21 protein-coding genes and 1 riboswitch are annotated in these 20108 nt (G+C 57.5%); of the genes, 13 read left to right on the forward strand and 8 right to left on the reverse strand.

Annotation, left to right across the window (positions count from 1 at the left end; genetic code table 11):
- Window positions 1-436 precede the first annotated feature (436 nt).
- Together purH and purD are read left to right on the forward strand one after the other, a co-directional pair.
- Complete coding sequence (gene purH / locus ABLV30_RS25240) at window positions 437-2026, forward strand: bifunctional phosphoribosylaminoimidazolecarboxamide formyltransferase/IMP cyclohydrolase (RefSeq protein ID WP_048263779.1); 1590 nt, start codon at window positions 437-439, stop codon at window positions 2024-2026.
- Between the two features lie 15 nt (window positions 2027-2041).
- A complete protein-coding gene (gene purD, locus ABLV30_RS25245; protein WP_014227507.1) occupies window positions 2042-3334 on the forward strand; it encodes a phosphoribosylamine--glycine ligase in 1293 nt (430 codons plus the stop codon).
- Here purD and zraR read toward each other — a convergent pair.
- Together zraR and zraS are read right to left on the reverse strand one after the other, a co-directional pair.
- Window positions 3331-4665, reverse strand: a complete 1335-nt coding sequence (zraR, locus tag ABLV30_RS25250; protein ID WP_032721071.1) for a sigma-54-dependent response regulator transcription factor ZraR — start codon at window positions 4663-4665, stop codon at window positions 3331-3333. The two genes, purD and zraR, sit on opposite strands and share 4 nt — an antisense overlap.
- On the reverse strand, window positions 4662-6050 hold the full coding sequence (gene zraS / locus ABLV30_RS25255; RefSeq protein ID WP_148850177.1) for a two-component system sensor histidine kinase ZraS: 1389 nt from the start codon (window positions 6048-6050) through the stop codon (window positions 4662-4664). The genes zraR and zraS overlap by 4 nt, the downstream gene beginning before the upstream one ends.
- A 252-nt stretch (window positions 6051-6302) precedes the next feature.
- Here zraS and zraP point away from each other — a divergent pair, with 252 nt between their 5' ends.
- Window positions 6303-6737, forward strand: a complete 435-nt coding sequence (gene zraP, locus ABLV30_RS25260) for a zinc resistance sensor/chaperone ZraP (RefSeq protein WP_048263778.1) — start codon at window positions 6303-6305, stop codon at window positions 6735-6737.
- Between the two features lie 3 nt (window positions 6738-6740).
- On the opposite strand, the gene ABLV30_RS25265 is transcribed toward zraP, so the two are convergent.
- From ABLV30_RS25265 to nudC, 6 genes are all read right to left on the reverse strand, one after another.
- Window positions 6741-7433, reverse strand: a complete 693-nt coding sequence (locus ABLV30_RS25265; protein ID WP_004097677.1) for a DUF1481 domain-containing protein — start codon at window positions 7431-7433, stop codon at window positions 6741-6743.
- A gap of 12 nt (window positions 7434-7445) precedes the next feature.
- Entirely contained in the window at window positions 7446-7718 is a 273-nt protein-coding gene (hupA, locus tag ABLV30_RS25270; protein ID WP_004097675.1) for a nucleoid-associated protein HU-alpha, read from the reverse strand.
- Window positions 7719-7904: 186 nt separating this feature from the next.
- A complete protein-coding gene (locus tag ABLV30_RS25275; RefSeq protein WP_004097673.1) occupies window positions 7905-8495 on the reverse strand; it encodes a YjaG family protein in 591 nt (196 codons plus the stop codon).
- Between the two features lie 42 nt (window positions 8496-8537).
- On the reverse strand, window positions 8538-9209 hold the full coding sequence (gene nfi / locus ABLV30_RS25280) for a deoxyribonuclease V (protein WP_025107530.1): 672 nt from the start codon (window positions 9207-9209) through the stop codon (window positions 8538-8540).
- A gap of 9 nt (window positions 9210-9218) precedes the next feature.
- Window positions 9219-10283, reverse strand: coding sequence for a uroporphyrinogen decarboxylase (hemE, locus tag ABLV30_RS25285; RefSeq protein WP_014227501.1), 1065 nt, complete (start codon window positions 10281-10283; stop codon window positions 9219-9221).
- A gap of 166 nt (window positions 10284-10449) precedes the next feature.
- Window positions 10450-11223 (reverse strand): NAD(+) diphosphatase, encoded by a 774-nt coding sequence (gene nudC / locus ABLV30_RS25290; RefSeq protein WP_004097667.1) that lies wholly within the window; start codon window positions 11221-11223, stop codon window positions 10450-10452.
- Window positions 11224-11318: 95 nt separating this feature from the next.
- Between nudC and rsd the strand changes: the two genes are divergently transcribed.
- The 10 genes from rsd (at window position 11319) to ABLV30_RS25340 (ending at window position 20086) form a co-directional block, all read left to right on the forward strand.
- Window positions 11319-11816 (forward strand): sigma D regulator, encoded by a 498-nt coding sequence (gene rsd, locus ABLV30_RS25295; RefSeq protein ID WP_265802168.1) that lies wholly within the window; start codon window positions 11319-11321, stop codon window positions 11814-11816.
- Between the two features lie 54 nt (window positions 11817-11870).
- A riboswitch (TPP riboswitch) is annotated at window positions 11871-11984 on the forward strand.
- An 85-nt stretch (window positions 11985-12069) separates the two neighbouring features.
- Window positions 12070-13965 carry a phosphomethylpyrimidine synthase ThiC gene (thiC, locus tag ABLV30_RS25300; protein WP_025107531.1) on the forward strand — a complete coding sequence of 632 codons (1896 nt, stop codon included), beginning with the start codon at window positions 12070-12072 and terminating at the stop codon, window positions 13963-13965.
- Window positions 13965-14600 carry a thiamine phosphate synthase gene (gene thiE / locus ABLV30_RS25305; RefSeq protein ID WP_116281038.1) on the forward strand — a complete coding sequence of 212 codons (636 nt, stop codon included), beginning with the start codon at window positions 13965-13967 and terminating at the stop codon, window positions 14598-14600. The genes thiC and thiE overlap by 1 nt, the downstream gene beginning before the upstream one ends.
- A complete protein-coding gene (locus ABLV30_RS25310) occupies window positions 14593-15348 on the forward strand; it encodes a HesA/MoeB/ThiF family protein (protein WP_134898934.1) in 756 nt (251 codons plus the stop codon). The genes thiE and ABLV30_RS25310 overlap by 8 nt, the downstream gene beginning before the upstream one ends.
- Window positions 15332-15532, forward strand: a complete 201-nt coding sequence (thiS, locus tag ABLV30_RS25315) for a sulfur carrier protein ThiS (RefSeq protein ID WP_014837102.1) — start codon at window positions 15332-15334, stop codon at window positions 15530-15532. Before ABLV30_RS25310 ends, thiS begins: the two co-directional genes overlap by 17 nt.
- 1 nt (window position 15533) lies before the next feature.
- Entirely contained in the window at window positions 15534-16304 is a 771-nt protein-coding gene (thiG, locus tag ABLV30_RS25320; protein ID WP_014227495.1) for a thiazole synthase, read from the forward strand.
- Window positions 16301-17434 carry a 2-iminoacetate synthase ThiH gene (gene thiH, locus ABLV30_RS25325; RefSeq protein WP_014227494.1) on the forward strand — a complete coding sequence of 378 codons (1134 nt, stop codon included), beginning with the start codon at window positions 16301-16303 and terminating at the stop codon, window positions 17432-17434. Before thiG ends, thiH begins: the two co-directional genes overlap by 4 nt.
- 320 nt (window positions 17435-17754) lie before the next feature.
- A complete protein-coding gene (locus tag ABLV30_RS25330; RefSeq protein ID WP_348865690.1) occupies window positions 17755-19287 on the forward strand; it encodes a diguanylate cyclase in 1533 nt (510 codons plus the stop codon).
- Between the two features lie 172 nt (window positions 19288-19459).
- Window positions 19460-19765 (forward strand): PTS sugar transporter subunit IIB, encoded by a 306-nt coding sequence (locus tag ABLV30_RS25335; protein ID WP_004097653.1) that lies wholly within the window; start codon window positions 19460-19462, stop codon window positions 19763-19765.
- A gap of 3 nt (window positions 19766-19768) precedes the next feature.
- The gene (locus ABLV30_RS25340) at window positions 19769-20086 is read left to right on the forward strand and encodes a PTS lactose/cellobiose transporter subunit IIA (protein ID WP_004097651.1); all 318 of its coding nucleotides are present in this window, start codon (window positions 19769-19771) and stop codon (window positions 20084-20086) included.
- Window positions 20087-20108: the final 22 nt, after the last annotated feature.

Below are 20108 nucleotides of genomic sequence, written 5' to 3' on the forward strand. Positions count from 1 at the left end.
CTTTCCTCTTTCAGAGTCAACCCGTTATTTCAGGATTTTTTCTCTTCAACCGACCGGGTTGTTTGTGAAGTGATTCACATCTGCCGTGTCGATGGAGGCGCATTATAGGGAGTTCCCGAGCATCCGCAATAGTAAAATTGCAGAAAAATGACTGACTGCTGCATTCCCCAGCAAAACCCCGCTTTATACCCTGTTACGCACAGAATTATCCACAGGTGGCGGCCGATACCCTCTTATAAAGGCCCGCTCTCTTCTCTCTATAGGGCGCGATCCTGGGCTAAAAAGAGAAAGATAAAAATTCGCGAGCGTTGCGCAAACGTTTTCGTTACAATGCCGCGCTATAACAAGGATGCCCGGTTGGGTGCGTTAGGTGAGTTTTTAGACAAAAATTCACCTAACGCTCTCTGTAATATTCAAATCCTGGGGATTTAATACCATGCAACAACGTCGTCCAGTCCGCCGCGCCCTGCTCAGTGTTTCTGACAAGGCCGGTATCGTCGAATTCGCGCAGGCGCTTTCCGCTCGTGGTGTCGAGCTACTGTCTACGGGTGGTACCGCACGCCTGCTGGCTGAGAAAGGTCTGCCGGTTACCGAAGTCTCTGACTACACCGGTTTCCCGGAAATGATGGACGGACGCGTGAAGACCCTGCATCCGAAAGTTCACGGCGGTATTCTCGGTCGCCGCGGCCAGGATGACGGTATTATGGAACAACACGGTATCGCGCCTATTGATATGGTGGTGGTTAACCTGTATCCGTTTGCTCAAACCGTTGCCCGCGAGGTCTGCTCGCTGGAAGATGCGGTAGAAAACATTGATATCGGCGGCCCAACCATGGTTCGCTCAGCGGCGAAGAACCATAAAGACGTCGCCATCGTGGTGAAGAGCAGCGACTACGATGCCATTATTAAAGAGATGGATGCCAACGAAGGCTCCCTGACCCTCGACACCCGCTTCGACCTCGCCATTAAGGCATTCGAACACACCGCCGCCTACGACAGCATGATTGCCAACTACTTCGGCAGCATGGTTCCGGCCTATCACGGCGAGAGCAAAGAAGCCGCGGGTCGCTTCCCGCGCACCCTGAATCTGAACTTCATTAAGAAGCAGGATATGCGCTATGGTGAAAACAGCCACCAGCAGGCGGCCTTCTATATAGAAGAAGAAGTCAAAGAAGCCTCTGTCGCCACTGCACAGCAGGTTCAGGGTAAAGCGCTCTCCTATAACAACATCGCTGACACCGATGCCGCGCTGGAATGCGTCAAAGAATTCAGCGAGCCGGCCTGCGTTATTGTGAAGCACGCCAACCCATGTGGCGTAGCGGTAAGTACCTCTATTCTGGACGCCTACGACCGCGCGTACAAAACTGACCCGACCTCTGCCTTCGGCGGCATTATCGCGTTTAACCGCGAACTGGATGCCGAAACCGCGCAGGCGATCATCTCCCGCCAGTTTGTTGAAGTGATCATCGCACCGTCTGCGACGGAAGAAGCCCTGAAGATCACTGCCGCGAAACAGAATGTCCGCGTCCTGACCTGCGGTCAGTGGACGCAGCGCGTACCTGGTCTGGACTTCAAACGCGTTAACGGCGGCCTGCTGGTTCAGGATCGCGATCTGGGTATGGTTACGGAAGGCGAACTGCGCGTGGTTTCCAAACGCCAGCCGACCGAGCAGGAACTGCGCGATGCGCTGTTCTGCTGGAAAGTGGCGAAATTCGTTAAATCCAACGCCATTGTGTACGCCAAAGAGAATATGACCATCGGGATAGGCGCAGGCCAGATGAGCCGCGTTTACTCCGCCAAAATCGCCGGGATTAAAGCCGGTGATGAAGGTCTGGAAGTGAAAGGTTCGGCTATGGCCTCTGACGCTTTCTTCCCGTTCCGCGACGGTATTGATGCCGCTGCTGCCGTTGGCGTGAGCTGCGTCATTCAGCCCGGTGGTTCTATTCGCGACGAAGAGGTGATTGCCGCCGCCGATGAGCACGGCATCGCGATGATCTTCACCGACATGCGCCACTTCCGCCATTAATTCACGGAGCAGACGATGAAAGTATTAGTTATTGGCAACGGCGGACGCGAACACGCGCTGGCCTGGAAGGCCGCACAGTCACCGCAGGTTGATACCGTTTTTGTCGCCCCGGGTAACGCGGGCACCGCGCTGGAACCGGCGCTGCAGAACGTGGCTATCGGCGTCACCGATATTCCGGCGCTGCTGAGCTTTGCGCAAAGCGAGAAGATTGACCTGACCATCGTTGGCCCGGAAGCGCCGCTGGTAATTGGCGTTGTCGATGCGTTCCGTGCCGCAGGGCTGAAAATCTTCGGCCCAACGGAAGGCGCGGCGCAGCTTGAAGGCTCCAAAGCCTTCACCAAAGATTTCCTCGCGCGTCATAACATCCCGACGGCGGAATACCAGAACTTCACCGAAGTCGAGCCCGCGCTGGCGTACCTGCGTGAGAAAGGCGCGCCGATCGTCATCAAGGCCGACGGCCTGGCCGCCGGCAAGGGCGTGATTGTCGCCATGACGCTGGAAGAAGCGGAAGCCGCCGTTCACGACATGCTGGCAGGTAACGCCTTTGGCGACGCCGGACACCGCATCGTCATTGAAGAGTTCCTCGACGGCGAAGAGGCGAGCTTTATCGTGATGGTCGACGGCGAGCACGTCCTGCCGATGGCCACCAGCCAGGATCATAAACGCGTGGGCAATGGCGATACCGGCCCGAACACGGGCGGTATGGGCGCTTACTCACCGGCGCCGGTGGTAACCGATGAGGTTCACCAGCGCACCATGGAACGCATTATCTGGCCAACCGTAAAAGGTATGGCAGCGGAAGGGAACACCTACACCGGTTTCCTCTATGCGGGCCTGATGATCGATAAACAGGGAAACCCGAAGGTTATCGAGTTCAACTGCCGCTTTGGCGATCCGGAAACCCAGCCGATCATGCTGCGCATGAAATCGGATCTGGTAGATCTGTGCCTCGCCGCCTGCGACGGCAAGCTGAATGAGAAAACCTCCGAGTGGGACGAACGCGCCTCGCTGGGCGTGGTGATCGCCGCCGGTGGCTATCCGGGCAACTACAGCACCGGTGATGAGATCCACGGCCTGCCTCTGGAAGAAGCGGCTGACGGCAAGGTCTTCCACGCCGGTACCAGACTCGCTGATGACGATCGCGTGCTGACCAGCGGCGGCCGGGTGCTCTGCGCTACCGCGCTGGGTCACACCGTCGCTGAAGCGCAAAAGCGCGCTTACGCCCTGATGAGCGATATCCGCTGGGACGGCAGCTTTAGCCGTAACGACATCGGCTGGCGCGCTATTGAGCGTGAGCAAAACAGCTAACGGCTGAGCTTTGCCAGCAGCGTTTTGCGCGTAATGCCCAGCTGACGGGCGGCTTCAGTTTTGTTGCCGCCCGTTTTTTCGAGCGCCACCAGGATCGCTTCTTTCTCGACTTCCACCAGCGGCTGAATAATATCCTCGCCGTGCGGCGCGTCCGAAACCGACGTACCGGCAATCGCCAGCGGCAGCTCGCGTTCCGAGATATACTCTCCGGTCAGCAGGACCACCGCCCGCTCTACCGCATTTTCCAGTTCGCGAATATTCCCCGGCCATGCGTAGTGAATCAGTAAGTCCATCGCCTGCGGCGTAAACCCCTGCACCGCTTTGCGGTTACGCTCGGCATAACGCTGCAGGAAATAGCGCGCCAGCTGAGGGATATCCTCCTTGCGCTGACGCAGCGGCGGCATATCGATAGTCACGACGTTCAGGCGATAGTAGAGATCCTGACGAAAACGTCCGGCGCTGACCTCTTCAGCTAAATCCCGGTGGGTGGCGGCAATTAGCCGTACATCTACCGAAAGGGTCTGATTGCTGCCCACGCGCTGCACTTCACGCTCCTGAATCGCCCGCAGCAGGCGCACCTGCATCAGCGGTGAAATATCGCCAATCTCATCGAGAAAGAGCGTACCGCCGTCCGCTTCAACAAAACGCCCTTCTCGCCGTTTGTCCGCGCCGGTAAAGGCGCCTTTCTCGTGACCAAACAGCTCCGACTCCAGCAACGACTCGTTGAGTGCGGCACAGTTGAGGATCACCAGCGGCCTGCGGCTGCGGGCGCTGCTGGCGTGCAGAGCCCGCGCGACCAGCTCTTTCCCGGTGCCCGACTCGCCGTGAATTAATACCGTCGCATCAGAGGGGGCAACCAGGGCAATATTATTCAGCAGCGCCCGCATCGCCGGGCTATCGCCCACCATGCCAAACTGGGCCGCGGGGGGACTACCCGCGACGGGTGACTCGCTCAGCCGCGTATGGGCCAACGCCTCAGACAGCGTCTGCTGCAGCTTGTCAAAGTCCAGCGGCTTAATCAGGTAGTCCAGCGCACCGGATTTCAGCGCCTCCACGGCGGTATCGACGCTGGAGTATGCGGTCATGATCAATACCGGAATCGACGGATTCCAGGTTTTGATCTCTTTCAGCGTTTCGATGCCGTCCATCTCGGCCATGCGGATATCGCAAAGCACCAGATCAAACACCGTCTGGCGCACCTGTTCCAGCGCCTGTACACCGTTGTAGGCCAGCGCAACCCGGTATCCCCAGCCCCGCAACAGCGCCTGTAAGATAGTGCAGTGGCTGATGTCATCGTCCACCACCAGAATATCGATCTGCTCGCCACTCATCCTTGTTCATCCTTTTGTTGCCCGTTGACCGGCAAATAGAGAGTAAATAGCGCGCCTTCGCCGGGGGCGCTCTCGGCGTGAATCGTTCCGCCGTGCTGCTCGACAATGTTCTGCACCACCGCCAGGCCCAGCCCGGTGCCGTCGGCCTTGGTCGTGAAGTACGGGGTAAAAATGGCCTGTAGCTGTTCCGCCGTCATCCCCTTGCCGCTGTCCGCAACGCTCACCTTTACTCGCCCGTCGCCGCATTCCCTCACCGCCACCGTAATCACGCCATCGCGGCCAATAGCGTGGACGGCATTGAGATAAAGGTTCAGCAGCACCTGTTTCAAACGATCCGGATCGGCCTGAATGCGGCATAGCGCGGGCTGCGCGGTGAACGCGAGCGTTATTGCCCGGCTGGCGGCATCCTGGCTAATTAGCTGAAGCGAGTGCATAATCACGTCATTCAAATCAACCGATTGATACGTTAAATGCGCCGGACGCACCAGTTCCAGCAGCTCGCTGACGACCCTGTTCAGGCGATCGGCTTCCTTCGCCATCACCTGGGCCAGCTGATGCGCTTCGCCATCGGCTGGGGTTCGCTCGGCAAAATACTTTGCCAGCCCTTTTATAGATGACAGCGGGTTGCGGATCTCATGGGCGACGCCCGCGGCCAGATGACCAAGCGCCACCAGCTTTTCTTTACGCGCCGTCGCCTCCTGCAGCTGCTTGCGCGAACGTTGATAGCGGCGGAACCAGAACTGCGCCAGCAACGTTGCCGCCATCACTACGCCCGCCGCGCAGAGCATGATAACCATATTACGCAGGCTACGGGCATGGTCGGCATCCAGCTCGCGGGTATCAAAAGCAATAAAAATAACCTGGGGAGCCTGGGTACGTAGCCCGGCAGCTTCGCGACGCATCATCATGCGCATATGATGCCCGCCGCCGTTAAGCGGGCGAAATTGACGATAAATCTCCAGCGCCGGTTCCGGTTTTTCGAGCCGGCGCCAGCGCTCCTCGCTCCCAATATTCAGCTCACGCAGAGTGCTGGCAGGGTAGAGCGACTCACCAACCCGCTGCGGGTCGCTATGGGCAATGATTTTACCGCTCTCATCCGTCACAGCGAACCACAGCACGCCTGGCTGCCAGGCCATCTCCTCCAGCAACGCCTGCAGTTGGGAATGATGCATACGCATTCCCATGCCCACCCGGGCGCCGGACTCAAGGGCGCGAATCAGCACGCTGCCCTTTTCCTGGATAGTCTGGCGCGCGGCTTCATTTTCACGGCCATAATCACGCACGATTAACGCAGAGAACAGGCACACCAGCAGCAAGATAAGGCCGGTTAACAACCAGCTCAGCCAGACGGCGACGGAATCCTTAGACAACCGCATCGCGTTCATGACAACTCCCTTTCCTCAGACACCGTATCGCTCAGCAGAAATCATGCCATTTTTCCGTCCCGTCTAACCGCTTCTCATGCGCAAACCGGGAAGGCGATCGAGTAAAAATGACCCGCAGCCTCCTTGACCGCGAGTCATTTTTACTCGCTCTCGTCTGGCTGGAAGGCGCTCAATGCCCGATATCCTGCGGCCTTTCCATTCTGGCACAGAAGATGCAAATCATTGAGAAACCATAAGCCAGGAGAATAAACTATGAAACGGAACAAAAAAATGACGCTGACGCTGATTGCCCTCGCCGCGCTGACTTTCGGCAGCAGTTCAGCCTGGGCAAGGCACCACTGGAATAACGGCAGCGGAATGGGCCCCCAGGGCTACAGCCAGCTCACCGCCGATCAGCAGGCCACTGCCCGGAAGCTGCATAACGATTTCTATGAACAAACCCGCGTTTTACGTCAGCAGCTTCAATCAAAACGCTACGAATACCATGCGCTGTTAACCGCGGATAAGCCTGACAGCGCGAAAGTCGAATCCATTGCCCAGGAGATGGAGGTTCTCGGTCAACAGCTGGCCCAGCAGCGGGTGAAGTTCGATCTCGCGTTAGCGCAGGCGGGTATTTCTCGCGGTGTGGGTATGGGACCAGGGAGCTGCGGCGGAGGCCGCGGTCATATGGGGATGAGCCACTGGTAAGGCTCAGAAGCTTTTTTCGGTCGGCTGCCAGGTGCAGAAATCTTCGTTTGCCACCAGCAGCAGCTGAGAGCCTTCAGGCGCTTCCAGCCACGCCACGCTGACCTCAATGGATGAGTGATTCTGACGTCGCTCAATATGCGCCAGCGCCTGCGTATCGAGGTCAGGCTTCACGGTCTGACCTTCACAGGTGGTCACCGTCCTGTTGGCATGCCAGCGCCCCTGGCGCAGCATAACGCGTCCCTGACGCAGAGCGTCGCTGGTCTGGCGTATTTGCTCAGCGCGATAGCGGTATAGCGCGACCTGATCGCTGGAAAGCTGCTGCTTCTGCCCATCGATTTCACGCTGCATAAAGCTGAGTTCGCCCTGCGCATCAAACCGGGCGCGAATATGTTCCGGCGGTTTACCGTAGACGTTGAGTTCAATCAGCGCGAGCTGGCCATCCTGCCAGCGGTACTCGCTGGTCGAAGTATTACCATGACGCCATGGACTGAAGGCGGCAAGGAGATGGACCTCGCCGTTAGAATCTTTGCGCCAGATACGCATCGCCCCCTGGTTATCCGCATATCCGCTGGCGGTAAACGGCGGGAGAGAGGAATCATGGCTGCAGGCAGTGAGCAGCAATACGCCTACCAGCGCCAGCGTGCGGCGCCAGGTAGACAAAAGGGGCCGACAAGCCCCTTCGATAAAACTGTACACTGCCACGCGGTCTTACTTAACTGCGTCTTTCAGAGCTTTACCAGAAACAAATGCCGGTACGTTTGCTGCGGCGATTTTGATTTCATTACCGGTCTGCGGGTTGCGGCCAGTACGCTCAGCGCGGTGGTTCACTTTGAAGGTACCGAAACCAACCAGTTGAACAGCATCACCTTCTTTCAGAGACTCGGTAATTGCAGCCAGGGTAGATTCCAGGGCAGCTTTCGCCTGTGCTTTGGACAGGTCAGCTTTGTCCGCAATTACATCAATCAGTTGAGTCTTGTTCATAAGTTATCCTTACAATGTGTTTATCGCTTGCTAAGCATCGAGTGCGACGGAAATGCCTGAAAAGCACTCTCCTGCATACACGCACCGATAGCCACGTTTTTTCGCCCCCCAAATGTAGACCAGACGGGGGGCGGAATGGAAGCCTTCAGACGCTACAATTCAGGCGGTAAATCACGTTTTCTGGTCTCATTGCTGAAAATTTATACCAATATTGCTCTCACCGGCCTCGCGAAGGTCTGCACGCAGCCCTTTGATCAGTTCAATATCGCGTTCTTCGCAGTCGGCCAGAAGACGGAAAATCTCCCACTGAATATCCCATTCTTGTTCGACTGCCGGGTTTTCCTTGAGCTCTTCGTCGGTCATTTCGCGACCAGCCTGGGTCATTTCCAGCATCGCAACGGTGGTGATCGAGCTCTTGCTGACTTCAATAGCATGTTCGAGCGTTTCGCCGCTCAGCCGCGAATGAATCAGCTCACTCAAGGCCACGCAGGCATCAATGGCCGGATAGACGCCGTACAGGTCGTAATCATCAGCGGCCGGAATCGCCTCTTCCAGCTTTTCCAGTTGGCTGTCGAAATTCACCTTCGCATCTTTTACCGTCAGCGTTTCCCAGATCAGATCGAGAATACGGCGATAAAGCTGGCCATCGGCGAACTCAGTTTGCTGACAGAACATGGCGTAGTTGGGGTACATCCGCTCGCACAGGCAGGCCATAAAGGTCACGTGCTGCCAGCTTTCCAGCTTCTCCAGACGCAGATGAATCGGGTTTTGTAACATGATGAAATCTCGAAGTCAGAAATTAGCCGCAGTGTACCTGAATCAGTCGTGATTTGCTTGCCAACGCACAAACGCCGGACGCCGGGACGCCACGGCATCAGCCCAGCGCGTCGGTTCAGGCAGGCGGTAGCCTTTCAGGCAGCGCTCCACCCACATCAGCGCGCTATCCAGGCCCACGCGGTGCCCGGTACTCACAAACAGGGGATTACAGCGCGTTTTACTGCGCAAAACCCACGCCAGCTGCTCGCCTTTATCTAACAACGGCGCCAGCGCGCCGGGCTCATCGCCCAGCGGCTCGAACTTACCGCACAGCCGTTTTTTCGCCACGCCGATGGTCGGCACATCCACCAGCAGACCAAAATGGCTGGCGACGCCGAGGCGGCGCGGGTGGGAAATACCGTGGCCATCAACAAATAAAAGATTTGGCTTCTGCGAAAGCTGCTCCCAGGCCGCCAGCAGCGCGGGGGTTTCGCGAAAGGAGAGGAAGCCGGGGATATAGGGCATCGTGGTCGCGACGCGCGCGACCTGATACTCCACCAGCTCCAGGGACGGATAGCTCAGCAGCACCATCGCCGCCCGGGTCACCTCTCCCTCTTGCTCAAATCCAACATCCGCTCCGCCGATCAGCGTCGGCGGATCCTGGTCCAGCCGATCGCCTCGTTCAACCGATGCCGCCAGGCTGAGCTGCTGGGTGCGTAGCGATGACAAATCCATATTCACTCCTTAACGGTGGTATGGCGCCGACAACCGGTGCACTGCCTCCACAAATACGCCCGCATGTTCCGGGTCGACGTCCTGATGAATGCCGTGCCCAAGGTTAAAGACATGGCCTTCGCCCTGGCCAAACCCGGCGAGAATGGTCGCCACCTCTTCTTCGATGCGCGCCGGAGGAGCATAGAGCATCGAGGGATCCATATTGCCCTGCAGGGCGACTTTATGGCCGACGCGACGCCGCGCATCGGCGATATCGGTCGTCCAGTCGAGCCCCAGCGCATCGCAGCCGGTTTCCGCCATCGCTTCCAGCCACTGCCCGCCGCCTTTGGTAAACAGCGTCACCGGCACGCGGCGGCCATCGTTCTCACGCAGCAGCCCATCAACGATTTTATGCATGTAATAGAGCGAGAACTGCTGATAATCCCGGCCGGTCAGCACCCCGCCCCAGGTATCAAAGATCATCACCGACTGCGCGCCCGCTTTGATTTGCGCATTCAGATACAGCGTGACGCTTTTCGCCAGCTTATCGAGCAGCGCATGCAGGGCCTGCGGCTCGGCGTACATCATCTTTTTGATCACCGTAAACGCTTTGCTGCTGCCGCCTTCCACCATGTAGGTCGCCAGCGTCCACGGGCTGCCGGAAAAGCCAATCAGCGGCACTTCTCCCTTCAGCTCACGGCGGATGGTGCGCACGGCGTTCATCACGTAGCCAAGCTCATCTTCCGGGTCGGGGACGGGTAATTTATCGACATCCGCTTTGCCGGTAATGGGTGAGGTAAAACGCGGGCCCTCCCCGGCTTCGAAATAGAGCCCCAGCCCCATCGCATCCGGGATGGTGAGAATGTCCGAGAAGAGGATAGCCGCATCCAGCTTATAGCGGCGCAGCGGCTGCAACGTCACTTCACAGGCAAGCTCGGCGTTTTTACACAGCGACATAAAATCGCCCGCCTCGGCGCGGGTGGCCTTATATTCCGGTAAATAGCGGCCCGCCTGACGCATCATCCATACCGGGGTGACATCAACCGGCTGGCGTAGCAGCGCGCGCAGGTAGCGATCGTTCTTCAGTTCGGTCATTTTTACATTCCTTTAGCGTTGATGCGCCAAGTTTATACACAAAATCATTCAAAGTGGATCGAGGCGGCAATTGAATGAACCCAAGGAGCTTACTCAAGTAAGTGACTGGGGTAAGTGAAAGCAGCCAACAAAGAGGCAATTTGAAGGATAAAGTATATGTAACATGTCACTCATACTCTGCCCGACACATCGCCACGGTATCTTCAATCAGACGGCGCGCCACGGTGCCCGGCGGCGGCAAAAGCGGCAGATTGTCATAGCGATACCATCCCGCCTCCAGCAGCTCTTTCTTGTCGATGACAATCTCGCCGCTATCGTACTCGGCCATAAACGCGGTCATCAGCGATTGTGGGAACGGCCAGGGCTGAGAGGTCACGTAGCGCAGGTTTTTCACCTTAATGCCGCTCTCCTCCATCACCTCGCGGGCAACGGTCTGCTCCAGGGTTTCGCCGACTTCGACAAACCCGGCCAGCACCGTATGCACGCCGTTACGATGGCGAGTATGCTGCGCCAGCAGGATAGAATCATCCCGACGGATGGCGACGATAATGCACGGGGCGATTTGCGGGTAGTAGCGTTCGCGGCAGTGGCTGCACAGCATTGCCCACTCGGTTTTGCTGGGGTGCATAGGATGGCCGCAGTAGCCGCAGAATTTGTGCGAGCGGTAGAATTCCGCCAACTGGATCCCGCGTCCCGCCAGTTGAAAAAGGCCAGCATCCTGATCGAGCACCTGACGCAGCGATCCCATCTCATGCCGGCGATCCTGGCGGACCAGCCACACCGGATCGCCCTGCCATTCTCCGATTCGCAGCGCGGGCTGCCCCGCAAGATTAAAATTTACCGCTTCGCCGTAGGGCAATTCTCCGTCGGGCAACCATAATTTCTGTTCGTGGCTGACGATCCACCAGCCGCGATCTAATTTTTCAATAATACGATCCATATCTATTGCACTACCTTTATTTTACTGGCACTTTTAACATTAAATTTACATTTTGGTGAGCAACGTATTTCTCTTAAAACCTTGCGGAGTCAACCATGTTAAACCAGCTGGAAAACCTGACGGAACGTGTTGGAGGCAGCAATAAACTGGTCGATCGCTGGCTACAAGTACGTAAGCATTTGCTTGTGGCTTACTACAACCTGGTTGGCCTGAAGCCCGGCAAAGAATCATTTATGCGGCTTAATGAGAAAGCGCTGGATGATTTTTGTCAAAGCCTGGTGGACTACCTCTCCTCCGGCCATTTTAATATTTATGAACGCTTTATCGGCGAATTGGAAGGCGATACGCCACTTTTAGCCGCCACTAAGATTTATCCACAGCTGCAGGCCAATACCCAGCAGATCATGGATTATTACGACTCCTGCCTCGAAAACGCCATCGATCACGATAACTACCTTGAGTTCCAGCAGGCGCTGTCGGACATCGGCGAAGCGCTGGAAGCGCGCTTTGCGCTGGAAGATAACCTGATCGCCCTCGACGTCGCCCACAGCCGCAAAGACAACGTCAGCGACAATATCGCGCCGACCGCTTGAGTTGTGAGCCATTAACGCGTAGTTTACATACATTCCCCCTCACGGAGAGGGGATGTCATCTTGTCGGAGTGCCCATTTTCCACACTGGAAAAGGCTGAGACCGTTAATTCGGGATCCGCGGAACCTGATCAGGCTAATACCTGCGAAGGGAACAAGAGTAAACTGCGTTTAGCATCTGCCTCTTCAGGGCCGATCGCATCTGTTACTCCATCCGTCGTCTGGCAAGCCATATCCTGTTTAACTGGAATGAGCTATGTCTACAACCAAACTCACGCGTCGAGAGCAACGCGAACGCGCCCAGCGCTTTATCGACACCCTGGAAGGTACCGCATTTCCCAATTCGCAGCGCATCTATATCCCCGGTTCGCAGGAAGATATTCGCGTACCGATGCGCGAAATTCAGCTGAGCCCGACGCTTATTGGCGGCAGCAAAGATAATCCTCAGTACGAAGCGAACGAAGCTATTCCGGTCTATGACACCTCCGGCCCCTATGGCGATCCGCACGTCGCGATTAACGTTCAGCAGGGTCTGGCAAAACTGCGTCAGCCGTGGATTGATGCGCGCCGCGACTGCGAAGCACTCAGCGATCGCAGCTCGGCCTATACCAGAGAGCGGCTGGCGGATGATGGCCTCAACGAACTGCGCTTTACCGGCCTGCTCACGCCCAGGCGCGCCATCGTCGGGAAATGCGTGACGCAGCTGCACTACGCCCGTCAGGGGATTGTCACCCCGGAAATGGAGTTCATCGCCATTCGCGAGAATATGGGCCGCGAGCGTATTCGTGGCGAAGTGCTGCGCCAGCAGCATCCGGGCGTTGGGTTTGGCGCGCGGCTGCCGGAGAATATCACCCCGGAGTTTGTGCGGGCTGAAGTCGCCGCCGGGCGCGCGATTATCCCGGCCAATATTAATCATCCGGAATCCGAACCGATGATTATTGGCCGCAACTTCCTCGTGAAGGTTAACGCCAATATCGGCAACTCGGCGGTCACTTCGTCGATTGAAGAAGAGGTCGAGAAGCTGGTGTGGGCGACGCGCTGGGGAGCGGATACGGTCATGGACCTCTCCACCGGCCGCTATATTCACGAGACCCGCGAGTGGATCCTGCGCAATAGTCCGGTACCGATCGGTACGGTGCCGATCTACCAGGCGCTGGAGAAGGTCAACGGGATCGCCGAAGATCTCACCTGGGAAGCCTTCCGCGATACGCTGCTCGAGCAGGCGGAACAGGGGGTGGACTACTTCACCATCCATGCGGGCGTGCTGCTGCGCTACGTGCCGATGACCGCCAGGCGCCTGACCGGCATCGTCTCCCGCGGCGGCTCAATCATGGCGAAATGGTGCCTGTCCCATCACAAAGAGAATTTCCTCTACCAGCATTTCCGCGAAATCTGCGAAATCTGCGCCGCCTATGACGTCTCGCTGTCATTGGGCGACGGCCTGCGTCCCGGCTCGATTCAGGATGCCAACGACGAAGCGCAGTTCGCCGAACTGCACACCCTGGGCGAACTGACCAAAATCGCCTGGGAGTATGACGTACAGGTGATGATCGAAGGCCCGGGCCACGTGCCGATGCAGATGATTCAGCGCAATATGACCGAAGAGCTGGAGCACTGCCACGAAGCGCCGTTCTACACCTTAGGGCCGCTAACCACCGATATCGCGCCGGGCTATGACCATTTCACCTCGGGAATTGGCGCCGCCATGATCGGCTGGTTCGGCTGCGCGATGCTCTGCTACGTGACGCCAAAAGAGCACCTCGGCCTGCCGAATAAAGAAGACGTTAAGCAGGGCCTGATTACCTACAAAATTGCCGCCCACGCCGCCGATCTCGCCAAAGGCCACCCCGGCGCGCAGATCCGCGATAACGCCATGTCGAAAGCGCGCTTCGAGTTCCGCTGGGAAGATCAGTTTAATCTGGCGCTCGACCCGTTCACCGCGCGCGCTTACCACGACGAAACCCTGCCGCAGGAGTCAGGCAAAGTGGCCCACTTCTGCTCCATGTGCGGCCCTAAATTCTGCTCAATGAAGATAAGCCAGGAAGTTCGCGACTACGCCGCCGCGCAGACCATCGAAGTGGGGATGGCCGATATGTCGGATAACTTTCGCGCCCGCGGCGGTGAAATCTATCTACGTAAGGAGGAAGCCTGATGTATCAACCCGATTTTCCATCCGTCCCTTTCCGCCTGGGGCTTTATCCAGTCGTCGATAGCGTCGCGTGGATCGAACGCCTGCTGGCCGCGGGCGTTCGCACTATCCAGCTGCGTATCAAGGATAAACGCGATAGCGAAGTCGAAGACGATGTGGTTGCCGCGATCGCCCTGGGGCGCAAATATGATGCGCGGCTGTTTATTAACGATTACTGGCGTCTGGCCATCAAACATCAGGCCTACGGGGTGCATTTAGGCCAGGAAGATCTGGAAACCACCGACCTCAGCGCCATCCGCAACGCCGGGCTGCGCCTTGGCGTTTCGACGCATGATGATATGGAAATTGATATCGCGCTGGCGGCGCGTCCCTCTTACATCGCGCTTGGGCACGTTTTTCCAACGCAAACCAAGCAGATGCCTTCCGCCCCTCAGGGGCTGGATCAGCTGGCGCAGCATATTCAGCGACTCGGGGTTTATCCAACCGTGGCGATTGGCGGCATCAGCCTTGAGCGCGCCCCGGCGGTACTGGCGACCGGCGTCGGCAGCGTTGCGGTGGTCAGCGCCATTACCCAGGCGGCCGACTGGCGACAGGCAACGGCCCGGCTGCTCGAGATAGCGGGAGCCGGTGATGAATGACAGCGATTTTATGCGCTATAGCCGCCAGCTGCTGCTGGAGGATATCGCCATTGAAGGCCAGCAAATGCTGCTGGCCAGCCGGGTGTTGATCGTGGGTCTCGGCGGGTTGGGCTCTCCCGCCGCGCTCTATCTTGCCGGCGCTGGCGTCGGCACGCTGGTGCTGGTCGATGACGACGACGTGCACGTCAGTAACCTGCAGCGACAAATTTTGTTCACCAGCGAGGATATCGCTCAGCCTAAAACCACGGCCGCCAGGGCCCGGCTGGCTCAGTTAAATCCGCAGATTGAACTGATTGCGCTGAAGCAGCGGTTAGGCGGAAAGGCCCTGCGGGATGAAGTGGCGAAGGCCGATGTGGTACTGGATTGCACCGATAACATGGCGACTCGTCAGGCGATCAACGCCGCCTGCGTCGCGCTTAAAACGCCGCTGATTACCGCCAGCGCCGTCGGGCTTGGGGGGCAGCTGATGGTACTGACGCCGCCGTGGGAGCAGGGCTGCTATCGCTGTCTGTGGCCGGACGCTAACGAGCCTGAGCGCAACTGCCGTACGGCGGGCATTATCGGTCCGGTGGTTGGCATGATGGGTACCCTACAGGCGCTGGAGGCCATCAAGCTGCTCGCCGGCATGATGGCCCCGCGTAACGCGCTGCGCCTGTTCGATGCCCGAACCAGCAGCTGGCGCACTCTCGCGCTCCAGCGGGCTCAGGGCTGTCCGGTATGCGGAGGGCAGCATGCGGATATGGTTTAACGATGAACCGTTGCAGTGCGCCGAAGCGACCTCCGTCGCCGATCTGCTCACGCAGCTGGAACAGCAGCAGCCGGGCGTCGCGCTGGCGCTCAATCAACGCATCCTGCCGCGTGAACAGTGGCAAGATCATCTCTTACAGGAAGGCGATCAAATCCTGCTTTTTCAGGTTATCGCTGGAGGCTGACATGTTACGTATTGCGGATAAAACCTTTGAGTCACATCTTTTCACCGGCACCGGTAAATTCGCCGCCCCCGACGTCATGGTGGAGGCCATTCGCGCCTCCGGCAGCCAGCTGGTGACGCTGGCGATGAAGCGCGTCGATCTCCGTCAGCATAATGACGCGATCCTCGCGCCGCTGCTGGCGGCCGGCGTTAGCCTGCTGCCCAACACCTCCGGCGCTAAAACGGCGGAAGAGGCGGTATTTGCCGCCCGTCTGGCGCGGGAAGCGCTGGGCACCCACTGGCTAAAGCTGGAAATTCACCCGGACGCCCGCTGGCTGCTCCCCGATCCGATCGAAACGCTGAAAGCGGCGGAGATTCTGGTACGGGAAGGCTTCGTGGTGCTGCCCTACTGCGGCGCCGACCCGGTGCTGTGCAAGCGCCTCGAAGAAGCGGGCTGCGCGGCGGTGATGCCGCTGGGCGCGCCCATCGGCTCCAATCAGGGACTGGAAACCAAAGCAATGCTGGAGATTATTATCGCGCAGGCCACGGTGCCGGTAGTCGTTGACGCGGGTATTGGCGTGCCGAGTCACGCGGCGCAGGCGCTGGAAATGGGCGCTGACGCGGTACTGGTGAATACCGCCATCGCCGTTGCCGACGATCCGGTAACCATGGCGCGGGCCTTCCGTTTAGCAATCGATGCCGGCTTGCTGGCCCGACAGGCAGGCCCGGGCGCGCGCAGCGCGCAGGCGCAGGCCACCAGCCCGCTGACCGGCTTTCTGGAGGCGCGGATATGAACACCTTCACTGACCGTTGGCGGCAGCTGGACTGGGACGATATTCGCCTGCGAATCAACGGGAAAACTCCCGCCGACGTTGAACGCGCCCTGGCAGCCAAACAGCTCAGCCGCGACGATATGATGGCCCTGCTCTCCCCCGCCGCCGCGGACTATCTGGAGCCTCTGGCCCAGCGCGCTCAGCGCCTGACTCGCCAGCGTTTTGGTAATACCGTCAGCTTTTATGTCCCGCTGTATCTCTCTAATCTCTGCGCCAACGACTGTACCTACTGCGGTTTCTCAATGAGTAACCGCATCAAGCGCAAGACTCTGGATGAGGCGGAAATAGCCCGTGAATGCGCGGCGATCCGCGAAATGGGCTTTGAGCATCTGCTGCTGGTGACCGGCGAACATCAGGGCAAGGTCGGCATGGACTACTTTCGTCAACATCTGCCCGCGATTCGCCGCCAGTTCGCCTCGCTGCATATGGAGGTCCAGCCGCTGGCGATGGAAGAGTATGCCGAGCTGAAAACCCTCGGTCTGGACGGGGTGATGGTCTATCAGGAGACCTATCATGAAAGCATGTATGCGAAACACCATCTGAAAGGGAAAAAGCAGGACTTCTTCTGGCGGCTGGATACGCCGGACAGGCTTGGGCAGGCGGGGATTGATAAAATTGGCCTTGGCGCACTTATTGGCCTTTCCGACAGCTGGCGGGTGGACTGCTTTATGGTGGCGGAGCATCTGCTGTGGCTCCAGCAGCATTACTGGCGCAGCCGCTACTCCATCTCCTTCCCACGACTGCGGCCTTGCGCGGGGGGTATCGAGCCCGCCTCATTAATGGATGAACGGCAGCTGGTGCAAACTATTTGCGCTTTCCGCCTGCTGGCTCCGGAAGTGGAACTCTCGCTCTCCACCCGCGAATCCCCCTGGTTCCGCGATCGGGTGATCCCGCTGGCCATCAACAACGTCAGCGCCTTTTCGAAAACCCAGCCCGGCGGGTATGCCGATAACCATCCGGAGCTGGAGCAGTTCGCGCCTCACGATGACCGCCGCCCGGAAGAGGTCGCCAGCGCGCTGGTGGCCAGTGGTCTACAGCCGGTATGGAAGGATTGGGACAGCTGGCTGGGACGCGCCTCCCAATCGTCATGATAACGAATGTAATTTCTTAAACGTTCTTCATGCACGATCGTAATAAGAGAAACGGGAGATTGTGGCCCTGTTCCCGTTTCTCTATTCTGCCCCTGTCAGCAGCGGACGCTGACCAGGGCGAATATTCACTCTTCCTCCTTTTCGCCCTGCTTCCGCCTCTTTGCGGCAACGGTAATTCCATCAATATCGAATATTAATCAGTCCATATCACAACGTCAGCGTTATAATTACCGGAGTTTTATCTGATTCGCTCAGCAGGCATGCTGGCTAAACCTGCGTCTCCACCCACGGTTTAACGCTTCTGGAACGATTTACGACTCATGGCTCGTCATAATAGAAAGCTCTCTTTCACCACGCCGATTATCATCGGATTTGCGGGTATTTTATTCAGCTTCTTGCTGATAGCGGTGTTTGCCACGACGACGCAGAGGAATGATTTTCTCGAAGATTATCATCATATTAATCGCAATTTTACCCACAATATGGCGACCAACTACACGGAGACGCTGCTGCAGGGCAACGACTTTATCCTCACCCGTGCCGCCACTTTCTTTGCCCGCAACGATGCGCTGAATGAGGCGGTTAACGTCAATCCGGAAAAAGGGTTGATGCAGCTTATGCAGTTGCAAAATATGATGCAGACCGTTTCGTCCATCTCGCTGGCGGATACCAATGGGCACTATCTGCGCGCGCCCGAGGTTCTGGAAACCGAAGATAGCCAGTCCTTCGATGCCAAAACAAGGCCGTGGTTTATTAAGCAAGCGGAAGCCAGTACCTTCAGTCGGTATACCAGCCCGTACAACGACTACTTCACGCATCATCCGACGATTACCGTCTACAAACCCATAATTTCTCCAGAGGGACGGCTAAAGGGCAGTCTCGCGTTTCATCTCGATCTCACCTCAATGGGCTACGCGTTACGGCAGATGGTTGCACCCGTCCAGGGAGAATTTTTTGTGGTGCAACGCGATGGTAAAGTCATTCTCCACCCCGACCCCGGCGCTTTATTTAAACCCTACGTCAGTGAAGCCTTGATGGACAGAATGACCAGCGGCGAAGGCCAGCTTTACGATACCCATATGGACACCTGGTACTATTACTACTCCTTTACTAACCCCGACTGGTTTGTTATTTATCGGGTCGATAACTCGACGCTGGTCAACTTAACGCGCCATGAAACGGATATCGTCGCCTGGAGCTTTGCCCTGGCCGCGATCGTTATCGTGCTGTTTGGACTGTATCTGCGCCATGCTTCACGTACGGTGTTGATGAACATCATCAATGCCATCAAAACCGGGGATGTAAAGCGCGCCCCGCGGCTGGAAGCGATGCTCAGCAAAGCCATCGAGAGCAATAAGCAGCGCGAGTTAACCTACGTTCGCCAGGCGACCATCGACGCGCTAACCGGCTGCAAGAACCGCCGCGCCTTTGACAGCGATATCGCCGCGCTGATGAACGATCATCAGCCCTTCTCTCTTGCGCTGGTTGATATTGATAACTTCAAAACGATAAACGACACCTGGGGTCACCTCAACGGCGATATCGTGCTGCGCAATGTCGCCCGGGAAGGGCTGCAAATCCTCCAGCCCCTGCAAATTTCGCTTTACCGCTACGGCGGCGAAGAGTTTGCGGCGATCTTTACCACCGGACATAGCGATGACGCCCTGATGTTGCTGGAGAGCTGGCGGGCCCGCGTTGCGCAGCGCTCCTGGCGTGAAGAAGGGCTAACGGTCACCTTCAGCGCGGGACTGGGGGAATGGAATATGGAGCCCCTGGAGCAGCTTGTCGTACGCGTTGATGAAGCGCTGTATAAAGCCAAGCAGCAGGGCAAGAATCGCATCGTCCGCGCTTAACAGAGCCCACCGTTTCAGGCCTGTCGGACGCGGCTTTTAGCGTTTTCTCCCCCAGAACCGAAACCGGTTTCATTATTTTGTGATGACTTACACACAATCACCGTAAAGCGGTTGTCCCGCCCGCCTGCCCGCGATAAAGATGGTACATCAAGGAACATAAGGGCCAACAATTATGAAGAATATCGTTTTATGCTGTGCCGCAGGAATGTCCACCAGCATGCTGGTTCAACGTATGCAGGCCGCTGCGCAACAAAAAGGCGTGGAAGTCTCCATCAAAGCCGTACCGGTTGCCGAGTTTAAAGATAATCTTGCCGCTGCCGATATTATCCTGCTCGGCCCTCAGGTGAAGTACGAGCAGGCCAAGCTACAGGCAATGGCCGACCCGTTTGGTAAAAAAGTCGCCGTCATCGATATGATGGATTACGGCATGATGAAAGGCGATGCCGTGCTTGATAAAGCCCTGAAGCTGATGGAGTAAGAGATGGAAGATTTAGAAACGATCATCATGGAGCTGCTGGTTAACGCCGGTTCTGCGCGCAGCTCGGCGTTAACCGCTCTGCAGCTGGCGCGTAAAGGCGATTTTGCTGCGGCCGAACAGGCAATGGCGGAATCCCATGAATTCGTCAAGCATGCGCATAAAATCCAGACCCAGCTGATTGGCATGGATGAAGGCAGCGGCAAGCTTCCGGTTAACCTGATTACCGTACACTCTCAGGACCACCTGATGAACGCGATGGTCATTCAGGATCTGGCTACCGACATGATTGAGCTCTATCGCCGAATTCCGCTCGCACAATAACGTCAACGACTTAACAGGCGCC

The organism is Klebsiella sp. CN_Kp113, from assembly GCF_040064585.1.
GTDB classification, from domain to species: domain Bacteria; phylum Pseudomonadota; class Gammaproteobacteria; order Enterobacterales; family Enterobacteriaceae; genus Klebsiella; species Klebsiella michiganensis.

What these genes read in the sequence shown, in the direction of transcription:
- purH (WP_048263779.1), top strand. Translation starts at nt 437, where the DNA reads ATGCAACAACGTCGTCCAGTCCGCCGCGCCCTGCTCAGTGTTTCTGAC.
- purD (WP_014227507.1), top strand. Translation starts at nt 2,042, where the DNA reads ATGAAAGTATTAGTTATTGGCAACGGCGGACGCGAACACGCGCTGGCC.
- zraR (WP_032721071.1), bottom strand. Translation starts at nt 4,665, where the DNA reads ATGAGTGGCGAGCAGATCGATATTCTGGTGGTGGACGATGACATCAGC.
- zraS (WP_148850177.1), bottom strand. Translation starts at nt 6,050, where the DNA reads ATGAACGCGATGCGGTTGTCTAAGGATTCCGTCGCCGTCTGGCTGAGC.
- zraP (WP_048263778.1), top strand. Translation starts at nt 6,303, where the DNA reads ATGAAACGGAACAAAAAAATGACGCTGACGCTGATTGCCCTCGCCGCG.
- hupA (WP_004097675.1), bottom strand. Translation starts at nt 7,718, where the DNA reads ATGAACAAGACTCAACTGATTGATGTAATTGCGGACAAAGCTGACCTG.
- ABLV30_RS25275 (WP_004097673.1), bottom strand. Translation starts at nt 8,495, where the DNA reads ATGTTACAAAACCCGATTCATCTGCGTCTGGAGAAGCTGGAAAGCTGG.
- nfi (WP_025107530.1), bottom strand. Translation starts at nt 9,209, where the DNA reads ATGGATTTGTCATCGCTACGCACCCAGCAGCTCAGCCTGGCGGCATCG.
- hemE (WP_014227501.1), bottom strand. Translation starts at nt 10,283, where the DNA reads ATGACCGAACTGAAGAACGATCGCTACCTGCGCGCGCTGCTACGCCAG.
- nudC (WP_004097667.1), bottom strand. Translation starts at nt 11,223, where the DNA reads ATGGATCGTATTATTGAAAAATTAGATCGCGGCTGGTGGATCGTCAGC.
- rsd (WP_265802168.1), top strand. Translation starts at nt 11,319, where the DNA reads ATGTTAAACCAGCTGGAAAACCTGACGGAACGTGTTGGAGGCAGCAAT.
- thiC (WP_025107531.1), top strand. Translation starts at nt 12,070, where the DNA reads ATGTCTACAACCAAACTCACGCGTCGAGAGCAACGCGAACGCGCCCAG.
- thiE (WP_116281038.1), top strand. Translation starts at nt 13,965, where the DNA reads ATGTATCAACCCGATTTTCCATCCGTCCCTTTCCGCCTGGGGCTTTAT.
- ABLV30_RS25310 (WP_134898934.1), top strand. Translation starts at nt 14,593, where the DNA reads ATGAATGACAGCGATTTTATGCGCTATAGCCGCCAGCTGCTGCTGGAG.
- thiS (WP_014837102.1), top strand. Translation starts at nt 15,332, where the DNA reads ATGCGGATATGGTTTAACGATGAACCGTTGCAGTGCGCCGAAGCGACC.
- thiG (WP_014227495.1), top strand. Translation starts at nt 15,534, where the DNA reads ATGTTACGTATTGCGGATAAAACCTTTGAGTCACATCTTTTCACCGGC.
- thiH (WP_014227494.1), top strand. Translation starts at nt 16,301, where the DNA reads ATGAACACCTTCACTGACCGTTGGCGGCAGCTGGACTGGGACGATATT.
- ABLV30_RS25330 (WP_348865690.1), top strand. Translation starts at nt 17,755, where the DNA reads ATGGCTCGTCATAATAGAAAGCTCTCTTTCACCACGCCGATTATCATC.
- ABLV30_RS25335 (WP_004097653.1), top strand. Translation starts at nt 19,460, where the DNA reads ATGAAGAATATCGTTTTATGCTGTGCCGCAGGAATGTCCACCAGCATG.
- ABLV30_RS25340 (WP_004097651.1), top strand. Translation starts at nt 19,769, where the DNA reads ATGGAAGATTTAGAAACGATCATCATGGAGCTGCTGGTTAACGCCGGT.